Annotated in this window: 17 protein-coding genes and 2 pseudogenes; 13 read left to right on the top strand and 6 right to left on the bottom strand. The window is 59.9% G+C overall.

Translation table 11 applies throughout. The features are described from left to right. Window positions 1-272 precede the first annotated feature (272 nt). Entirely contained in the window at window positions 273-1019 is a 747-nt protein-coding gene (locus NKJ17_RS30745) for a DUF1194 domain-containing protein (protein ID WP_352691500.1), read from the bottom strand. A 444-nt stretch (window positions 1020-1463) separates the two neighbouring features. Between NKJ17_RS30745 and NKJ17_RS30740 the strand changes: the two genes are divergently transcribed. From NKJ17_RS30740 to NKJ17_RS30730, 3 genes are all read left to right on the top strand, one after another. After that, window positions 1464-2414, top strand: coding sequence for a 2-hydroxyacid dehydrogenase (locus NKJ17_RS30740; RefSeq protein WP_352508207.1), 951 nt, complete (start codon window positions 1464-1466; stop codon window positions 2412-2414). A 1204-nt stretch (window positions 2415-3618) separates the two neighbouring features. After that, a complete protein-coding gene (locus NKJ17_RS30735; RefSeq protein ID WP_352508208.1) occupies window positions 3619-4353 on the top strand; it encodes a thermonuclease family protein in 735 nt (244 codons plus the stop codon). Between the two features lie 336 nt (window positions 4354-4689). Beyond that, on the top strand, window positions 4690-5040 hold the full coding sequence (locus NKJ17_RS30730) for a hypothetical protein (RefSeq protein WP_352508209.1): 351 nt from the start codon (window positions 4690-4692) through the stop codon (window positions 5038-5040). Between the two features lie 89 nt (window positions 5041-5129). Here NKJ17_RS30730 and NKJ17_RS30725 read toward each other — a convergent pair whose 3' ends face one another. Continuing rightward, on the bottom strand, window positions 5130-6500 hold the full coding sequence (locus NKJ17_RS30725) for a Do family serine endopeptidase (protein WP_352691498.1): 1371 nt from the start codon (window positions 6498-6500) through the stop codon (window positions 5130-5132). A 247-nt stretch (window positions 6501-6747) separates the two neighbouring features. Here NKJ17_RS30725 and NKJ17_RS30720 point away from each other — a divergent pair, with 247 nt between their 5' ends. From NKJ17_RS30720 to NKJ17_RS30700, 5 genes and pseudogenes are all read left to right on the top strand, one after another. Then, the gene (locus NKJ17_RS30720; protein WP_352508211.1) at window positions 6748-7110 is read left to right on the top strand and encodes a hypothetical protein; all 363 of its coding nucleotides are present in this window, start codon (window positions 6748-6750) and stop codon (window positions 7108-7110) included. A gap of 261 nt (window positions 7111-7371) precedes the next feature. After that, window positions 7372-7842, top strand: a complete 471-nt coding sequence (locus NKJ17_RS30715) for an Hsp20 family protein (protein ID WP_352508213.1) — start codon at window positions 7372-7374, stop codon at window positions 7840-7842. A 75-nt stretch (window positions 7843-7917) separates the two neighbouring features. After that, window positions 7918-8412: an Hsp20/alpha crystallin family protein gene (locus NKJ17_RS30710; RefSeq protein ID WP_352517318.1), complete on the top strand. Its 495-nt coding sequence runs from the start codon at window positions 7918-7920 to the stop codon at window positions 8410-8412. Window positions 8413-8484: 72 nt separating this feature from the next. Further along, a pseudogene (locus tag NKJ17_RS30705) lies at window positions 8485-8781 on the top strand (NADH dehydrogenase ubiquinone Fe-S protein 4); the annotation flags it as partial. 175 nt (window positions 8782-8956) lie between these two features. Next, window positions 8957-9148, top strand: a complete 192-nt coding sequence (locus NKJ17_RS30700; protein WP_352508214.1) for a hypothetical protein — start codon at window positions 8957-8959, stop codon at window positions 9146-9148. A 48-nt stretch (window positions 9149-9196) separates the two neighbouring features. Here the strand turns inward: NKJ17_RS30700 and NKJ17_RS30695 are convergent, their stop codons facing one another. The 4 genes from NKJ17_RS30695 to NKJ17_RS30675 all read right to left on the bottom strand — a co-directional run bounded on the left by NKJ17_RS30695 (window position 9197) and on the right by NKJ17_RS30675 (window position 11620). Then, entirely contained in the window at window positions 9197-9322 is a 126-nt protein-coding gene (locus NKJ17_RS30695; protein WP_023722793.1) for a hypothetical protein, read from the bottom strand. A 405-nt stretch (window positions 9323-9727) separates the two neighbouring features. Then, complete coding sequence (locus NKJ17_RS30690; protein ID WP_352508215.1) at window positions 9728-9928, bottom strand: DUF2905 domain-containing protein; 201 nt, start codon at window positions 9926-9928, stop codon at window positions 9728-9730. 138 nt (window positions 9929-10066) lie between these two features. Next, complete coding sequence (locus NKJ17_RS30685) at window positions 10067-10189, bottom strand: hypothetical protein (protein ID WP_292654615.1); 123 nt, start codon at window positions 10187-10189, stop codon at window positions 10067-10069. 471 nt (window positions 10190-10660) lie between these two features. After that, entirely contained in the window at window positions 10661-11620 is a 960-nt protein-coding gene (locus NKJ17_RS30675) for a winged helix-turn-helix domain-containing protein (protein ID WP_352508216.1), read from the bottom strand. Between the two features lie 125 nt (window positions 11621-11745). Between NKJ17_RS30675 and NKJ17_RS30670 the strand changes: the two are divergent. The 5 genes and pseudogenes from NKJ17_RS30670 (at window position 11746) to NKJ17_RS30650 (ending at window position 16838) form a co-directional block, all read left to right on the top strand. After that, window positions 11746-12184: pseudogene (locus NKJ17_RS30670) on the top strand (cupin domain-containing protein). Window positions 12185-12690: 506 nt separating this feature from the next. Further along, entirely contained in the window at window positions 12691-13704 is a 1014-nt protein-coding gene (locus NKJ17_RS30665; protein ID WP_352508218.1) for an ABC transporter substrate-binding protein, read from the top strand. Window positions 13705-13734: 30 nt separating this feature from the next. Further along, the gene (locus NKJ17_RS30660) at window positions 13735-14742 is read left to right on the top strand and encodes an ABC transporter substrate-binding protein (protein WP_352508219.1); all 1008 of its coding nucleotides are present in this window, start codon (window positions 13735-13737) and stop codon (window positions 14740-14742) included. Between the two features lie 45 nt (window positions 14743-14787). Then, window positions 14788-15795, top strand: coding sequence for an ABC transporter substrate-binding protein (locus NKJ17_RS30655; RefSeq protein WP_352508220.1), 1008 nt, complete (start codon window positions 14788-14790; stop codon window positions 15793-15795). Window positions 15796-15827: 32 nt separating this feature from the next. Next, window positions 15828-16838 (top strand): ABC transporter substrate-binding protein, encoded by a 1011-nt coding sequence (locus tag NKJ17_RS30650; protein WP_352508221.1) that lies wholly within the window; start codon window positions 15828-15830, stop codon window positions 16836-16838. Window positions 16839-16845: the final 7 nt, after the last annotated feature.

Here is a 16845-nt window from a genome sequence, read left to right as displayed (position 1 = left end):
ACAGAGCCAGATCGAGGAACTCATGCCCTGGCGATTCCGGAAAACATCAAGCCCAAACCCATAGGTGATCGGCGAGGCGCTTACGGACGATAGCGCGCCCACGCAGTTTGTCGGTCTTGACGTTCGCACGTGTCTTGCCCGCCATGATCTGCCTATACGTGCCGCCTAGGTCCTTCTAACACTCTGTCCATCATTCCAACTCCGGCCTCGTCACCGAAGATTTCTTCGACAGATTTATAGGGAGCCTTCCCGCGCGTATCGGTGCGATCGTTCTAAGAGCGTTTCTCTCCGGAGATGGAACTTACTTCTCGAATTAGCTTGTTGATTATGGCCCATTGAAATTCAGCCGAGCTGTCGGCTGGAATGATAAACGAGCCGGGCCCCCCGATAACGTGCCGCTCGTAATATTCCGCGGTGGTCTCGCCATTTTCCATTTCCGCGCCTATCGGGAGACCGTTGATGACGATGGCCTTCTGAAGCGCTCTCAGGCGGCTTTCTTCAAGTGAAGATCCGTCATTGTTTGTTCCGTCGCCTGAGATATCGATGACCCTGCGCAACGTCGGGACAGGAAGTTTGTCAAAGGCATCAACAGACACATCAATGGCGTATGAGATCGATGTTTTTGCACCGTGCGGATCTCGGTGTAGGCCTTCCGACCTTTTCCGAATTGCTTCCGCGACAACCGACGCATCATTCGCCTCAGAAAGAACGGTCCAATCCACCCGCGTTTTTAAGGAGCCGCGGCTCGACCATTCGACAAAAGTGACAGCGATCTTGCCGTGCATACCCTCTTTGATCACCTTCAACACGGTCGGTGACTCCAAAGCAGCCGCATAGCTCTCGCGTTGTAGCGTGGCCTCTATCTGGTTGATGGAGCCCGACATATCGACCGCAAGGACGATCGCGACATCGACTTCGGCGGTTGGGTCCTCGAGAGGAAGCTTTTCACGAATTTCACAAGGGCAAAGATCGTTCGTATAAGAACTGCCGTGAACAGGCTGGTCAGGGATCAGCAGCACTCTTAACAATCCTGCGCTCAACAGTAAAGGAGAGAACTTGCATCTCCCATCTATCCTCATGAGCTTATGGGGTTTGGTTCTGCTAGTTGCAGAATTTCAACTAAATCTGAAGCGAGCAAGTCTAGCAGATGAAGCTAGGGGGACTTGCCCTAGACAGTAGCACATTCATATTAGCTCTACATAATTTTAAGAGTCAACAAATACAGGAGGGGGCAACCGGAGCGGGTATCCGCTGCCGCGCATCCCGCAGGGTTGGATCGGCCATCTGCTGACCCGTCAGGTCGGACGTCTTCTCGGCCAGCAACGGGCAGACATCACGCTTTGGCGGATCACCAACGCCATTTTGCCGGTCGTCTTGCAACTGGTGCCAGCTTGCGCAAAAATCAGTCTCCACAGACCGGTCATCCGGTGGATGCCTGATTACCTGAATCTGGGAGGGGCGAAGTGTTCGGCGAGCCCATTACCGTTCTGATGGTCAATGAGTATCCTGACTACATTGATCCACAAGTATGGGCTGCTGAGCTGAAAACCCGTGTGCCGCAGCTGGAGTTCAGGCTTTGGCCAGACGCCGGGAACAAAAGTGACATAGATATTGTGCTGATCGACAAGGGCGCCAGTCCTGGTTTTTTTGACGCCATGACGGGGCTAAGCGCCGTCGTCTATTTGGGGGCCGGTGTCGAGGGTATTGATCTTCAGAGCTTTCCCAAGAGTGTTCCGCTCATCAGGCTCGCAACGCGTGAGCAGGCTTCGGAAGTGGTGCAATACATCGTCCTTCGCGTTCTCTGCCAGCAACGGCATGTTGCGGATTACATGGGTCTCCAAGCCCGCAAGTTTTGGAATCCGATCGCGCCGCGGAAGATCTCCGAGACAAGAATTGTTGTGCTGGGTGCGGGCCGGATCGGTGGCTGGGCCGCAAAGCTGTTTGCGGACTTGGGCTACGACACGGCAGTCTGGTCTCGTCATCAAAAGGCCCTTCCTGGTATACATAGTTACTTTGGCCGTGCCCAGCTTGCGGACGCACTCACAAATCGGGACTACGTTATCTGTTCACTTCCCCTGACTGGTGACACTCGTGGGATACTGAATTCCTCTACCTTTGGACAAATGAAGTCAGGTGCCTACCTTGTGAATGTCGGCAGGGGTGCGCATGTCAACGAAGCCGACCTGATCCGCGCGCTCGACGAAGGTCAGCTTTCTGGTGCTTGTCTTGACGTGTTTGAGCGTGAACCACTGGAGACTTCATCGCCGTTGTGGACTCATCCCAGGGTGACCATCACACCTCATGTCGCGAGCTTCTGGGTGGATTCTGGAATCGACCAGGTCGCCGATCTCTGCGGTCAAGTTGCAAGAGGAGAGCCGCTGTCCAACAAGATCGACCTCGAACGGGGTTATTGAATCGAAGTAGCGTCTTTACCACTTCCCGACAGCGTGAACTCGTCGGTGTGGCAGATGCCGGTTCCGGCGGCGAGCTTCGGGGCGCAGAGCGGCTGTTCCGCGCTCCCGCACTTGCGTGCTCCCGGTGCCCCGTGGCCCGGATGCCCGGATGCGCCAAGCTTAACGAACTGACGACCGAACAAACGATGGCACCAAGAACATCATGCCGGATACGGCTTCATCGAGAGCTTCAACGGCAAGGAAGGCGCGTCAACACTCTACGCTACGATTGCTGGCCTCCCGTCGTCACGGCGCATATGCGACGTTCCGTTAGCCGCCGATCGCGTTCCTATCCACGACAATCGCGTGGTGGTACATTCGGTTGATTTGGCGAATGTTTTTTGTCGTCAACTCACCGGGAAACCGGGGAGGTGGTCATGAGAATTACTGCTCTAGCATGCGTCGCCCTCCTTGCAGGTTGCACAACGGCAGGCCCCCCAGGGCCCCAAGGGCCTGTCGGTCCACAAGGTCTTCCCGGCAAGCAGGGACCTAGAGGTGCAATGGGGGCTGAGGGTCCGGCGGGGAAGGACGGCGTCGGCGGTTGGGAAATCACCCAGTATGCAAGCGCGAGTGATACAAGCCCAGACAAATCCGCACAGGCTTGGTGTCCCAAGCCAAAAGTCGTCATAGGTGGCGGTGCCAGCGCGTCAAATTCAAATGCTCTAATTTCTAGGAGCTTGCCGGTTACTTCCCCAGCTCCAGGGTGGGTAGCACAAGCGCATGTAGCCGCTACGTCCCCAACAGCTTGGACGCTGACAGCATACGCCATTTGCGCGCTTGTCAAATAGTCGGCGCTTGGCCGGGCCGGTGAACTTTGCGTTGTCGCGTCTTGGAGACACAAACGGCGTTCTAGTCTTCATCCCAAAAATCCTGCAGCGAGGCGTGCCGATGGTCTTCCTCGCCCCGGAGGTGCTTCACGCGGACCTTGATGCCCGCTTGCGAAGGCCATAGTTGAGACGGTTGAAAGGCTGAGCCGGTGCCCCCGCGTTGACCAGTTGCCGACCGGCTAGTGCAGCTTCTCGACTCTTGCCCGGAATGGCGGCATTCCTCTTCCGGGAGAGCGGGCGTGGGCAAAGGCCACCGTTATCAAGGCGCCAATCAGGCTGACCGCTGGCGAAGGCGCGCCGGCAGAAGAATGCCGTCACGGCGGCTGCCGCGACCCCTCTTGGGACTGATCTTCCTCGGCGCCGGCACGCTTGCCGCCGCAGTCACCCAATTCGCGATCCAGAGCACCGCCGGCCAACAGAGCACGATAACAAACTGGACAGAACCATTGCCTGGCCACATGGAAGGCCGCGCCTCGGTGATCGATGGCGACACAGTAGAGATTGCAGGCCAAAGGATTCGTTTCAATGGCATCGACGCGCCCGAGAGCCGTCAGCACTGCGACGACGCCAAGGGCTTTGACTACCCATGCGGGCGCCGCACTGCCCAAGCCTTGGACAAGTTCCTGGCAGCTTCGCGACCGCTGCATTGCAGTTTTGTCGATCGTGATCGGTACGGGCGTCTTGTCGGGAACTGCGATCGGGCGGACGGTCGTAGCGTTCAGCGCTGGCTTGTCGAGCAGGGCTTGGCACTGGACTGGCCCCTCTACAGCCACGGCGCCTATGCGGGGCAGCAGGCGAAGGCAGAGGCGGCAAAGCTCGGTCTGTGGGCCGGAACTTTTCAGGCGCCTTGGGTGTGGCGTCTAGCGCATGCCGACAACCGGCCGCTTTCTAACCAGCCGCTTGGCTTAATCAACCGCCATCAGGTCGCACAAAGCGGCTATTCATGCGAGCCGCGGCGCACCTGTTCCCAAATCAGCTCGTGCGATGAAGCAAGTTGGTACCTAGCCAACTGCTCTTGGGGCCGCAAGCTAGACCGCGACAAAGACGGCATCGCCTGCGAAAGCCAGTGTTGAACCTGCAGGTGCTGCCGCTTCACGGTCGCACGCACGTCGGTGTTGGCGCCGCGGCGCGTTGGGGTGGGTTTGGTCATGTGGAGGGGCTCCTAATGAAAAGGCCGCCTCGACGGGTGGCTTTTGAACGGTGACGGACTGCCGTTCCAAGCGGACCAGCTATTGTCGACTAAATGAAAGCGGGAAGATCCAACGATGCCTCCAAAATACGTGCCGCCCTCCGGTTCATGAGACAGCTTTCAGCGGCATTCCAAATCGGCAGGGAATTCGGCAGAGCCGAGGCCGAAGTTATGTTGTCACCGCCCGTCGATTATGATCGCCACCCATCGACAACGAGCGATGCAGAACACGGCGAGCCGACCTGACGTTATCATTCGCTGGCCTCAAGTCCGGCCTGATTTTCCAGAACTCGTTGCAACTGATGCGGCGAACTTTGACGCTGCCGTCTCAACAATGACCGTGCGAGATGTGGTCATATGGCGTCTTCGGGAAGGGCGCTCGCTGCGCGGTTCCGGCAAGGCCGGTCTTCATCATCGCCAACGCGGCGAAGGTCTTCTGTCACGCTATGCAGGAACGGAGTGCGTCAAAATTGACACGGGCTCGGCACGAGCTGCTCAAGTGCGGACGGTGATGGGAGCCACGGCCGGCTGGCTGCTTTTTGCCGCGCGCGAGATGGGAGGAGGCGGCTGAAGTGATGTTTGGGCCCCGGCGACCTGATTCCGTTCTTTCGGATACGGAACGGAAACTTTGTCACATTTTTGGTTTCGACGCACGCTACGTCAGGAAGCAGCTAGGGCAATGAAGAGCGATTGTCCTTGCCTGTTTATGCGCAACAGAATGGGCTTGTGCTGCTGCCGGGATCTTGCCCACTCCTCCTGGATATCTGACGGCTGTGCCACATCCCGGTTGTTGGCCGAGACAATCACGTCGCCAGGTCGAAGGCCGTTCTCGGCGGCGGGGCTATTCGGCGCCACTTCCTGGATAAACACGCCGGTGGTACCCGGCTGCAGACCCGGTTGCTGGCGCGCTTCGTCCGGAATGGGGCTGAGCGACAGCCCGAGGCGTTGGTCCGCCGCTTCCGGACTCGGAACGGCACCGGTCTGTACCTCCTCGTCCTTGCGTTGACCGAGGGTCAGTTCCACCTCCTGCTGGGAGCCGCCGCGGTTCCTTGTCAGCGTGGCTTTCGACCCCGGCTTTTCGTTAGCTGCCGCCAGCGTCAAGTCATGGACGCCCTGAACCTCCTTGCCGTTGAGCAAGCCGGCCTTGTCTGCCGGACTGCCGGGCTCGACCGAGGCGACCAGCGCTCCCTTGGTGCTCGATATGCCAAGCGCCTGGGCAAGCGACGGCGTCACCTCCTGGAGACGCACTCCGATGAACCCGCGCTCGATCCGGCCGGTGCGGATCAGCTGATCGGCGACGCTCCGTGCGGTTCGGGACGGCACGGCGAAACCGATGCCTATGCTGCCGCCAAACGGAGAGACGATGGCCGTATTGACCCCGATCACTTCGCCGCGCGCGTTAAACAGGGGGCCGCCCGAATTGCCTCTATTGATCGAGGCGTCTGTCTGGAGGAAATCGTCGTAAGGGCCGGCTTGGATGTCGCGCGAGCGGGCGGAAAGAACGCCGACGGTCACGGTTCCCCCGAGCCCGAAGGGACTGCCAATCGCGATCGTCCAGGCACCCGGCTGCATTGCGTCAGAGTCACCCCAGGCGGTGGTCGTCATGTTGGGGCGTGGATCGACCTTCAGCACCGCGATGTCGGTTGCTGGATCGCGGCCCACAAGTCGCGCGGGCGAAGTCTCCTTATCGGAGAATACGACGTGGATTTCGGTGGAGTCGGCCACGACATGATTGTTGGTGACGATGTAGCCCTCCGGACTGACCACGAAGCCGGAGCCAAGAGCTTCTCGCACCTGCGGCTGGGCAGGCCCGCGGCTGTCGAAGGGGTTGAGAAAATCGTCGAGCATCGTTTGGTCCTGGATGATCTGCCTCGTCGTGATCGCGACCACGGCCGGCAGCTTCTGACGCACGATTGCGCTGAAGTCGTTCGGGATTTCCTGTGCTGAAACCGGAGCAAAGCCGCCAGCCGAGAGCATCAAGATTCCTGCGACGAGGCCCATGCTCAGTCGCTTCCTGGAAATGTAAGACATGACTGATTCTCCTGCCCGACCGCCCTGGCGCTGCCGCGCGACTTTTCCCAGACGCAAGAACTGACATTCACGCCGATTGTTTCACCGGTTCGAAAAGATGTTGATGGTGGGCTGAACTGCGAGGATTTGGCCTTGTCGGGCCATTGAAATTTGGTCGAAACTCTCCAAAATTTTCAGCTGGTGGAAATCGCGAGAGCCACCAAAGATGACATCAACAAAGGAGACTATTCAAAGCGGAGGACCATCGATGGAAGGAGCCATTTCGACGAGTTTTCCCCCAATCGGGCCCGAGGGCCCTGATGTTTTCCTTGACCGGTTGCTCCATCCGGCACGGCATTTCGAGCGACCTGAGAACGTGCTGACCGACGTGATGCTGGACTTCCAGGAGAAGCGTGCAATCCTTTCGTCCTGGGCATCGGATGCCTGTGCAGTGGAATCGGTGCCGGCGCTGCGCATGCCGCCGGGCGCAACCGAACCGGTCAGCTTCGATGCCATCATGGACGCGTTGCGCCAATTGGATCAATTGGAGAAGCTTCCCGGCGCCGGTCGCGGTCGTGAAATCGAAAGTATCGCGGTCACCGGTTTTACAGCATCCGTCGATCGACTTTGAGTTGAACGCGGCCACTCTCTGCATCCGAGGCATCCGCCCGCCGGCGAGGATTGGCCGGCGGGCGGGATAGACGTGTTCTTAGCGACCATTCGTCGCGACCATTCGTCTGGCTGAAAATTTTCCTATAGCCCCTTGAACGCGTAAGGCACTGTTCTAAATAACTAATCGCCGGTCGCCAGATGGGGCCGGCGCAGGTCCAGGAGGCGTCAAGGCTCTCTTGGCGTCTCCTTGTATCCATGTTGCTCAAAGGAGGATGTGGCTATGAGGACAAACCTCGATTTTACCCCTCTGTTCCGGTCCAGCATCGGCTTCGACCGCATTTTCAACATGCTGGAAAATGCGAGCCGTGTCACTGCGATAGACAATTGGCCGCCCTATGACATCGCCAAGGCTGGTGAGGACGCCTATCGCATCACCATGGCGGTCGCCGGCTTCTCGCAGGATCAGCTAACCATCACTCATCAACCTAACCTGCTGGTTGTGAGCGGGTCGCAATCTGGCGACGATGACGGCCAGTATCTCTATCGCGGCATAGCCGGGCTCGGCTTCGAGCGTCGGTTCGAACTGGCCGACCATGTGAAGGTCGTTGGCGCCAGCCTGGACAATGGGCTGCTGAACATCGATCTCAAGCGCGAGCTTCCCGAAGAGATGAAGCCGCGCCGGATCGCCATCGCCGGCAGCACGGCAAAGGCAGCACCGCGGCAGATCGAGGCCGAAAAGAACGCAGCCTGAAGTCAGCGTGAACCAGAAGCGACAGGCACCGGCAATCGTCCGGTGCCGCGCGGTTGAACGTGGAGGTGAATGACAATGAACATGCGTGACCTTATCCCGTGGGGCCGCAACAACAACCAGGCCCCGAGCATCTATAGCGGTGGCGACCCGTTCCTTTCGCTTCACCGCGAGGTAAACCGGCTCTTTGACGATATGTTGAGGAGCTTCGAGACGCGCTTGCCTGCTGCGGGGCAGCTTTCGCCTTTCGATAGCGGCTGGCCGAAGGTGGAGATCTCGGAGTCGGATAATGAGCTTCGCGTCACCGCCGAGGTCCCCGGCATGGAAGAGAAGGACATCGAAGTTCTGCTCGACGAAGACGTGCTGACCCTGCGTGGCGAAAAGCAGTCGGAGACCGACGAGAAGGACTACTCCGAGCGCTTCTATGGTCGCTTCGAGCGGCGCATACCCCTTGGCTACGAGGTCGAGGACGACAAGGTCAAGGCGTCCTTTGCCAATGGCGTCCTGACCCTGACGCTGCCGAAGAACCCGAACGCGCAGTCGAAGGTGAAGCGCATCCCGATCACCCACTGACGCATGGAGCAAGTCGGAGGCGGCAGGCCGCTGCCTCCGGCGCATCCTTCGCCAAAATGGGAGGGATGAGTGATGCAGAAGCAAGAAAGAGAAGTCACACCAGTCGTAGAAAATCTCGAACTGGCAAACGACAACCGCGGGCGAGCGCCGCTGTTCGGCAGATCCGAGTTCCCGAGTGATGCGGTCGCACGGATCTACAAGCCTTGCCGCTCAGTCATGACCTCCGGCCGTGCGCGGCCGAAGGTCTGGCGGCTGGTGCTCGAGCGGCGTACTGCGCCGGTCATTGAACCGCTGATGGGCTACACCGGAAGTGGTGACACGCTGACCCAGGTGGAGCTCGATTTTCCGACGGCTCAGGCGGCCATCGACTATGCCGAACGGCAGGGGCTTGCCTACGCGGTTCAAGGAAGCCCGGCGGCCAAAAAGTTCAGTGTCGAATCTTCCGATGCGGACAAGCGGCTGCAGGCCGGCGTACGGCGGGGTTTCGCAGGCGCCACATTATGGACCGGCGCTGACGGACGAGGAGGCGTTTTATGCATCGCCGATGGACGTGGTCGTCGATCCTCGTCTGGCAGCCGACGAGAAACGCGCCATCGTGCGAAACTGGGCGTGGAACGAGTATCTGGTCGATCTCGCGACGGCCGAGGGGATGCCGGAAAACGCGCGTCCGACGCGGCTCGACGAAGTGGAATTGGCCCTGCTCGCGCTGGTGCAGCAGCGCGGCATCCGCCCCTAAGCTCACAAGACCTCGCGCCCGCCGGTCCAATCCTGCTGTCTAAAAAGATCAGGACGTCCCGACGAGGGCGATGGTCAGCAGAGACACAAAAAGGACAAGAGCGATCGCAGCGCCCCAGAAGAGAACTTTTTCGGTGCCGCGTTGCTCTTCCTCGCGAGATATGTCTTTCGCCATTGGATACATCCTTTGCGATGATCAACGACTTGCAACGTGCCGCGCCAAGGCTGAGTTCCTGCAACTATCTTGTCCCTTCGGCACTGAGAGAAAGAGCTCGGAATCAAGCCTCGTGTTGTCCAACCGTCGGTTGGTGGACGTATTGCAGCTGATGCATCTAAATCCCTGTGATCCGCGCGCACCGGGCATGCCCGACCCGAGCCCCCGCCGGGTGCAACAGCGCTTGATCGGCCCGCCGCATCAAACTGTGCGGCGGGCTTTTTCACTCACGCGATGGAACACCGGCGCGTAGGGAAAGTTCTGCCACGCAGCAAACTCTTTCCCTCATATTTTTGCTGCCAGATCGGATAGCTCCGATCGGCCCACGTCGTTCTTTCCTCCGGCGACGTGGGCTCGCCGTCCCCGCTATCGGTTGAGTAGCCATAGAACAAACGAAAGCACGATGCTGATCAGAATCCCAGTGCCGATCGGAGCGTAAAACGTGAAGTTCTCACGTTGGATCACGATGTCACCGGGCAATCTGCCCGGACCGACCCGCGACAACCAGGACCACAATAGGCCTATGGCAACTATAATCAGACCATTGACAATCAGAGTTCTGGACATGGCGGCATCCGGCCGGGAATATAGTGGCTGACCATGAACGTTGCGATAGTGGTCATTCGTCGCCTCAAGCCGATCCGCTCAATTTGCAACTCCGCGGATTGCCGTGACAAAGCTCCCTTTCCCCCGGCTTGGAAGTGCTTAGCTGTCGTCCTTATAAGACTTGGCGGCTTCATCGATCTTACGCCAATCGTTTCCGTGGCGCCGCACAAGCTCTCGCGCCTGGGCTGGCGATACACTTTGCGTTTCGACGATGTGGTTCACTTCCGTCTCCTCGCCTTTCAGGGGACGCGAACGAGGGCTCGTTGGCCGTCTGGCCGCTGGGTTTTTTGCATCTCGTCTGGGCATGAATGGACCTCTCCTGGAGCAGAATAAACGGTCTGGCGCGGCGAAGGTTTCGCCACGCTAGCTCGTTGAGCAGTTTCACCGATCGCCTCCTTGGCTGCCCCTTGCGGCTCTGACCATACGTTCTGGTGTTCTTGGACCCGAATGAGCTGCACCGCGTTGTTTGCGAGCAGTGCTGTGCTTCGCAATCTGATGGAAAAATCCGACGCCCCTGCTGCACCGCAGCCAGCTCCTTGAGCCGAAGCGCGCTTTCCGTACGATCGCGCGGCGGTTGAGCGGTTTCGACAGGCATTTCCGCGCGCCAGGTGGAGTTACGAGCGCAAAAGCTGGTTCATGCCGGGAAAGACTGCCGCGCGGCGCATCCAGCGCTGGCAGGCGCAAGAGGCGGATCTACGAGTAGCACATGATGACAGCAAGGGACGGCATGCCTTGCGCGTAAGCCGGATCGAGTTCGATGGCACGTTCGAGCAGCACGAGCGCTCGCCTCACTCGCTCAGGCATGCCGGAATCAACGTCGAGTTGGGCCCGCAGCACAAGGTCGTAAGCATCGAGATTGTCGGAGCGCCTGCGCTTGACCCTCTCGATTTCTGCACGCCGCAGACTCGGTGCGATTGCGCCGATAGCCGACATGGCGATCGCATCCTGAAGCCCGAAGATATCGTCAGAGCTGCGGTCATACCGCTCGGCCCACACATGAGCGCCGGTCGATGCATCGATCATCTGGCCGGACATGCGCACGTGGCCGCAGGCTCTCCGCACGCTGCCTTCGAGCACATATCGTACGCCAAGCTCGCGGCCGATCTGCTTCACGTCCACGGCACGACCCTTGTAGGTAAACGTCGAATTTCGCGCGATGACGAGCAGCCACTTGATGCGCGCCAGGCCGGTGATGATATCGTCAACCATCCCGTCGGCGAAATAGTCCTGCTCCGGATCGCCGCTTAGGTTCGAAAATGGCAAAACCGCGACAGACGGTTTGTCCGGCAATGTCAGCGTTGCCGTTGCTGCGCCCCCGGGTGTCGGATCACGGTTACCGGCTGTGACCGCCGGCCCCACATAGCGATAGCCGCGTCGCGGCAGCGTTTCGATCCAGCATGCGCCAGCCGCCAGTTCCTCAAAGAGCCGCCGAACTGCCGCGATCTGGACCGTCAGGTTGCTGTCCTCAATGGCATGTCCGGGCCACGCCGCCTCGATCAGAACTGCCTTCGGAACCGGTGCGCCCGCCCGTTCCACAAGCAGCGCAAGCAGCGCGAGCGCCCGCTGTCCGAGCGACGTCGGCTCTACGCCGTGGAATAGAATTCCAGCATCGGTGTCGAGGCGAAATGGACCAAACGCGAGGATTGTCGCCATTCCCAAAGAAGATATCGTCTGTGAATTTTTCGCAACGATTTCGGAACGGCTTCACGACTCGCGGAAACGGGGAGCGCATCTTGTCCACGTGCTAGCGGAGTAGCACCCAGCCAATGGAGGATCAGATGAGCGTCGCTCCCGTCATTCGCATGCCCGGCGAGAACAATGGAGTCAGGTTGCGTGGCTCTCCGATGGCGTTCCTTGTCACCGGCAACGATACGAAACACACGAGCATGTTCGACTGGACGATCCCTGCTGGCTTCGCAACCGGGTTCCATGTTCATCGCGTACAGGAGGAAACCTTCTACGTGCTTGAGGGCGAATGCGTCTGGCATGTTGGGGACAAGACGATCCGCGCGACCCCGGGCACCTGCCTGTTCATTCCACCGGGCGTTCCGCACAACATCACCAATGTCGGCGAAGAGCCGGCCGCCCGGACACGAGCACTATTTTGAAGAGCTTGCCAGGCTCGCTGCGCACGGCTCTCCGGATCCGAAAGCGCTTGCAGACTTGCGGAACCGTTACGACACTGACCAGCTTTCTACCCTGACGACAAGAGCCTAAGCTCGATTTGCAATATCGGGTCATGGCGCAGCACCGCTCATGGCGTCGGCACCAGCGATGTCCGCTTTCAGGGGGCGTGCAGGGCCGCAACAAACGACCGAGGTTGGGCGCTTTGCGGTTAGGCAGATTTTGGGCCGAACAGCGGAATGGCGGCTTTTGGCGTCCGAAGAACGATAGCGGACATTCAGCGGGTGGGTCCGGCCGCAGCAAACTTGAACTGGCCATTCGCAACCCCGTAAACAGTCTCCATGACAGCGAGGCGCTGGCGGGACGTTCGGCGTAGCAAGTTTTGCGCTCGCTACCTACGCAAATTGGGCGTATCGTGGCATATCGTCTGTTGCTAATAAATGAGCCGGCGACTGAGAGCGCAAGACTCTCGCATCGGACTAGGCGCGCTAGGTTCCACAACTACTCGTCGCGCTCACCAGACCATCTGCCTCTGCTGAAACCTCTTTTCCTCGGTTCCGGCCAGTATTGCTTTTGCCAATCGGAAGAGGAGCGTTCTGATGCAGATCATCCAAACCCGCCGCCGGTTCCTAGCCGGCGCTGCAATGGCAGGCGCTGCCGGTATCGTCGGTGTTCCAGGGTCACTCCACGCGGAACCGCCGTTGGAAACGACCACGGTTCGTCTGCCGCTGTGGGTCGGTAGTTCCTACTGTTGGGCAGGTGCGTACATCGCCGGAGAACTGATGCGCGCCGAGGGTCTTACCGATGTCCGCTACATAGAAGGCGACAGAAGCGTCAACCAATCGGTATGGATCGCACGCGGTGAGACCGATTTCTCCGTGAACTTTGCGCCGAACCAGGTCGCGTCGATCGCCGCCGGCGTGCCGATCAAGGTGCTGACCGGGTTGCACTCGGGATGCCTCGAACTGATCGCCAAGGAGAGCATTCGCAGCGTCACGGATCTGCGGGGCAAGAGAGTGGGCGTGAACGGTTTCAACAACTCGCGGCACGTGTGGCTGTCCCTCATGTCCGCCTATGTCGGACTCGATCCAGTGAACGATATCCAATGGGTCTTGACTAACGACGTCAAGCCGACGGAACTCTTCGTCGAAGGGAAGATCGACGCATTCCTGGGGACGCCGCCCCAGCCGCAGGAGCTGCGCGCCAAGAAGATCGGCCACACGATCCTCAACAATGCCGTCGACCGCCCGTGGTCACAGTATTTCTGCTGCATGATTTCGGCCACGACGGACTATGTGACAAGATACCCGGTGGCGACCAAGCGGGTCTTGCGATCCATCCTCAAGGCCGCCGACCTCTGCGTGTCGGATCCCGAAAGTGTGGCCCAGCAGATGGTCGATCGCGATTTCGAGACCAGCTATGACTACGCGCTCCAAACTCTGAAGGACATTCGGTACGACCGCTGGCGGGAATTCGATCCCGAAGACTCCCTGCGGTTCTACACACTGCGCATGCAGGAGACGGGCATGATCAAGTCGAGCCCGCAACAAATTATCGCCAACGGAACGGACTGGCGCTTCCTCGACGAGTTGAAGCGTGAGCTGAAAACCTGATCCCATCTGGTCTCGAGGGGAGACGTAGACATGCAAATCATTCAGAGCCGCAGGCGCTTCCTGGCCGGCCTGACGGCTGCCGGCACCGCAAGCCTCGTCGGCACTCCAACTCGAGTTCTTGCCGAGCCAGGGCCGGAGACCACACGCATTCGCTTGGCCAAGATCCCTAGCATCTGCGTGGCGCCACAGTATGTTGTAGAGGACCTGCTGCGCGCTGAGGGCTTCACCGAGGTTGCCTATGTCGCGGCAGGCCCCGGTGCGGCCACGGCCTCCGCGGTGGCGAATGGCGAGATCGACTTTAGCCTCAACTTCGTGACAAATTCGATCGTCGCCTTGGACTCCGGTGCGCGGCTCACTCTGCTCGGCGGCGTCCATCCCGGTTGCTTCGAGCTGTTTGCCAAGCACGGGATCGACAGCGTCGTCGATCTGAAAGGCCGGAACGTCGGCGTCCAGGGGCTCGGTTCGGGGCCGCATCTGTTCCTCGCCAGCATCGCCGCCTATGTCGGGCTCGATCCGGCGCGCGACATCAACTGGGTGGTGGACCCGGCGGTCAAGCCCAAGGAGCTGTTCGCGCGGGGCGAAATCGATGCATTCCTGGGCTTTCCGCCGGACCCGCAGGAATTGCGGCGCAGCAAGGTCGGGCACGTGATCGTCAACAGCACAGTGGACCGACCTTGGTCGCAATATTTTTGCTGCATGCTGTCCGGCAACAGCGATTTTGTGGCCGCGCATCCGGTTGCTACCAAGCGGGTGCTGCGCGCCATCCTCAAGGCCGCGGATCTATGCACCGCCGCGCCGGCCTTGGTTGCCGAGCGCTTGGTCGCGGGCGGATTCGCCAGCCGCTACGATGACGCGTTCGCAGCGATCAGCGAGTTGCCCTACCGGAAATGGCGGGACTACGATTCAACTGACACCGTCCGCTTCTATGCGCTGCGGCTGAAGGAAATCGGTTTGATCGGGTCCACACCCGACAGGATCATCGCCAACGGAACAGACTGGCGCTTCCTCAACGAGCTAAAGCGAGAGCTGAAGACGTAGACCTATCGCCGATACGCGTTGCCTTTTCAAGGGAAGGAGAGACTCGTGCAGATTGTCCAGAACCGTCGCCGTTTCCTCACAGGCTTGTCTGCGCTCGCTGCAGCAGGCCTTGCCAACGGCCGCAACGCGGCCGCCGCCGAAGCGGCACCTGAAACCACGACCGCCCGCTTTGCGGCGGCGCCTGGTATCTGCATCGCTCCGCAGTACGTCGCCGAGGATCTGATCCGCGCAGAGGGGTTCTCAGATTTCGGCTTCGTGGCCGCCGAGGCCGGTATCGCCCAGACCGAGATGCTGGCGCGCGGCGACATCGACTTCGGCATTGACTTTGCCACGGCCCTAATCATTCCGGTCGACACTGGCGCCCCGATCAAGGTGATCTCCGGAGTGCATGTCGGCTGCTACGAGTTGTTCGGACGCGAGGACATCAAGAGCATCGCGGATCTCAAGGGCCGCAAGGTCGGCGTCGGCGGCAATCTATCGTCGGATCCACATATCTTCGTCAGCGCCATGGCGACCTATGTCGGCCTCGATCCGCAACGCGACATCGAATGGATCGTCGGCGAGGCAAAGCCGGCGGAGCTCTTCGCCGATGGCAAGGTCGACGCCTTCCTGGCCTTTCCGCCTGAGGCTCAAGACCTCCGCGCCCGCAAAGTCGGCCACGTCATCCTCGACAGTTCCAAGGACCGGCCGTGGTCGCAATATTACTGCTGCATGCTAGCGGTCAACGCCGCGTATGCCGAGAAAAATCCAGCCGCCACCAAGCGGGTCATCCGGGCGATCATCAAATCGGCCGACATCTGCGCGGCTGAACCGGAACGGGTGGCACGCCTTCTGGTGGATCGCGGACACACCGAACAATACGACTACGCTTTGCAGTCGCTCCGCGAGCTCCCATACTCTAACTGGCGCGACTTCGATCCCGAGGACACGATGAGGTTCTTCTCGCTGCGGCTGCATGAAGCCGGGATTGTCAAGTCGAGCCCAAACGAGATCATCGCGAACGGCACGGATTGGCGCTTTTTCAACGAGGTCAAGCGCGAGATGAAAGGCTGAGTCTGCTCGTGCCGAGGGAGAGGAGACGTGACATGGAGATTGTCCAGAGCCGCCGCCACTTCATGATGGGCCTGTCGGCGGTCGGCGCCGCGGGTCTCGTCAAAGTGCCGACATCGGCTCATGCCGAGCCGGCGCCAGAGACCACGACAGTGCGTTTGCCAAGGACGTTCCGCGCCCTTTGCGAAGCACCCAAGAATATCGCCGGGGAGTTATTGCGGGCCGAAGGGTTCACCGATGTACGCTACATAGACTTGGCCGCCGACTCCGATCCGTTCGCGATGCTCGCAAACGGCGAACTGGATTTCGCCACCGACTTTCCGCCACCGCACATCATGGCGATCGAGGCCGGCATGCCGATAAAGGTGGTCACCGGCCTGCACTCCGGCTGCCTCGAACTGATCGTCAACGAAAGCATTAACAGCATCTCCGACCTCAAGGGCAAGAGGGTGGGCGTGTTCGCGCTGACCTCAGCTCCGCACATGCTCGTAACCCTCATGGCCGCCTATGTCGGTCTCGATCCCGCCACCGATCTCAAGTGGGTCGCGAACCCGGACGTCAGCTCGATGCAACTATTTAACGAAGGAAAGGTCGATGCCTTTCTGGCGGTGCCACCCGAGCCGCAGGAGCAGCGCGCCCGGAACGTCGGCCACACAATCCTTAATACGACCGTCGACCGGCCATGGTCGCAACACTACTGCTGCATGCTTGCCGGCCGCGCGGACTATGTCGACAGACACCCCGTGGCGACCAAACGCGTGCTGCGAGCGATCCTCAAGGGCGCCGACATCTGCGTGTCGGATCCGCAACTGGCTGCGCAGCTATCGGTCGAGGGCAAGTTCACCGATCAATACGACTATGCATTGGAGGGCTTGCGCGAAGCGCGCTACGACGTGTGGCGGGAGTTCGATCCCGAAGACACAATGCGCTTCTACGCGCTGCGGATGAACGAAGTCGGCTTCATCGAGGCCGGCCCTAACAAGATTATCGCCAACGGCACGGATTGGCGTCTCTTCAACGAGATCAAGCGCGAGATGAAAACGTGAGCGAGTG

The organism is Mesorhizobium sp. M0208 (genome assembly GCF_040322015.1).
Lineage (GTDB): Bacteria > Pseudomonadota > Alphaproteobacteria > Rhizobiales > Rhizobiaceae > Mesorhizobium.
Note: the sequence above shows the minus strand (reverse complement) of the source record. Positions and strands in the feature narration are given on the sequence as shown.

Bases quoted from the DNA above. Each gene is read 5' to 3' on its own strand.
- NKJ17_RS30730 (WP_352508209.1), top strand. From the start codon at position 4,690: ATGCAGAACACGGCGAGCCGACCTGACGTTATCATTCGCTGGCCTCAA.
- NKJ17_RS30725 (WP_352691498.1), bottom strand. From the start codon at position 6,500: ATGTCTTACATTTCCAGGAAGCGACTGAGCATGGGCCTCGTCGCAGGA.
- NKJ17_RS30720 (WP_352508211.1), top strand. From the start codon at position 6,748: ATGGAAGGAGCCATTTCGACGAGTTTTCCCCCAATCGGGCCCGAGGGC.
- NKJ17_RS30715 (WP_352508213.1), top strand. From the start codon at position 7,372: ATGAGGACAAACCTCGATTTTACCCCTCTGTTCCGGTCCAGCATCGGC.
- NKJ17_RS30710 (WP_352517318.1), top strand. From the start codon at position 7,918: ATGAACATGCGTGACCTTATCCCGTGGGGCCGCAACAACAACCAGGCC.
- NKJ17_RS30700 (WP_352508214.1), top strand. From the start codon at position 8,957: ATGGACGTGGTCGTCGATCCTCGTCTGGCAGCCGACGAGAAACGCGCC.
- NKJ17_RS30695 (WP_023722793.1), bottom strand. From the start codon at position 9,322: ATGGCGAAAGACATATCTCGCGAGGAAGAGCAACGCGGCACCGAAAAA.
- NKJ17_RS30690 (WP_352508215.1), bottom strand. From the start codon at position 9,928: ATGTCCAGAACTCTGATTGTCAATGGTCTGATTATAGTTGCCATAGGC.
- NKJ17_RS30675 (WP_352508216.1), bottom strand. From the start codon at position 11,620: ATGGCGACAATCCTCGCGTTTGGTCCATTTCGCCTCGACACCGATGCT.
- NKJ17_RS30665 (WP_352508218.1), top strand. From the start codon at position 12,691: ATGCAGATCATCCAAACCCGCCGCCGGTTCCTAGCCGGCGCTGCAATG.
- NKJ17_RS30660 (WP_352508219.1), top strand. From the start codon at position 13,735: ATGCAAATCATTCAGAGCCGCAGGCGCTTCCTGGCCGGCCTGACGGCT.
- NKJ17_RS30650 (WP_352508221.1), top strand. From the start codon at position 15,828: ATGGAGATTGTCCAGAGCCGCCGCCACTTCATGATGGGCCTGTCGGCG.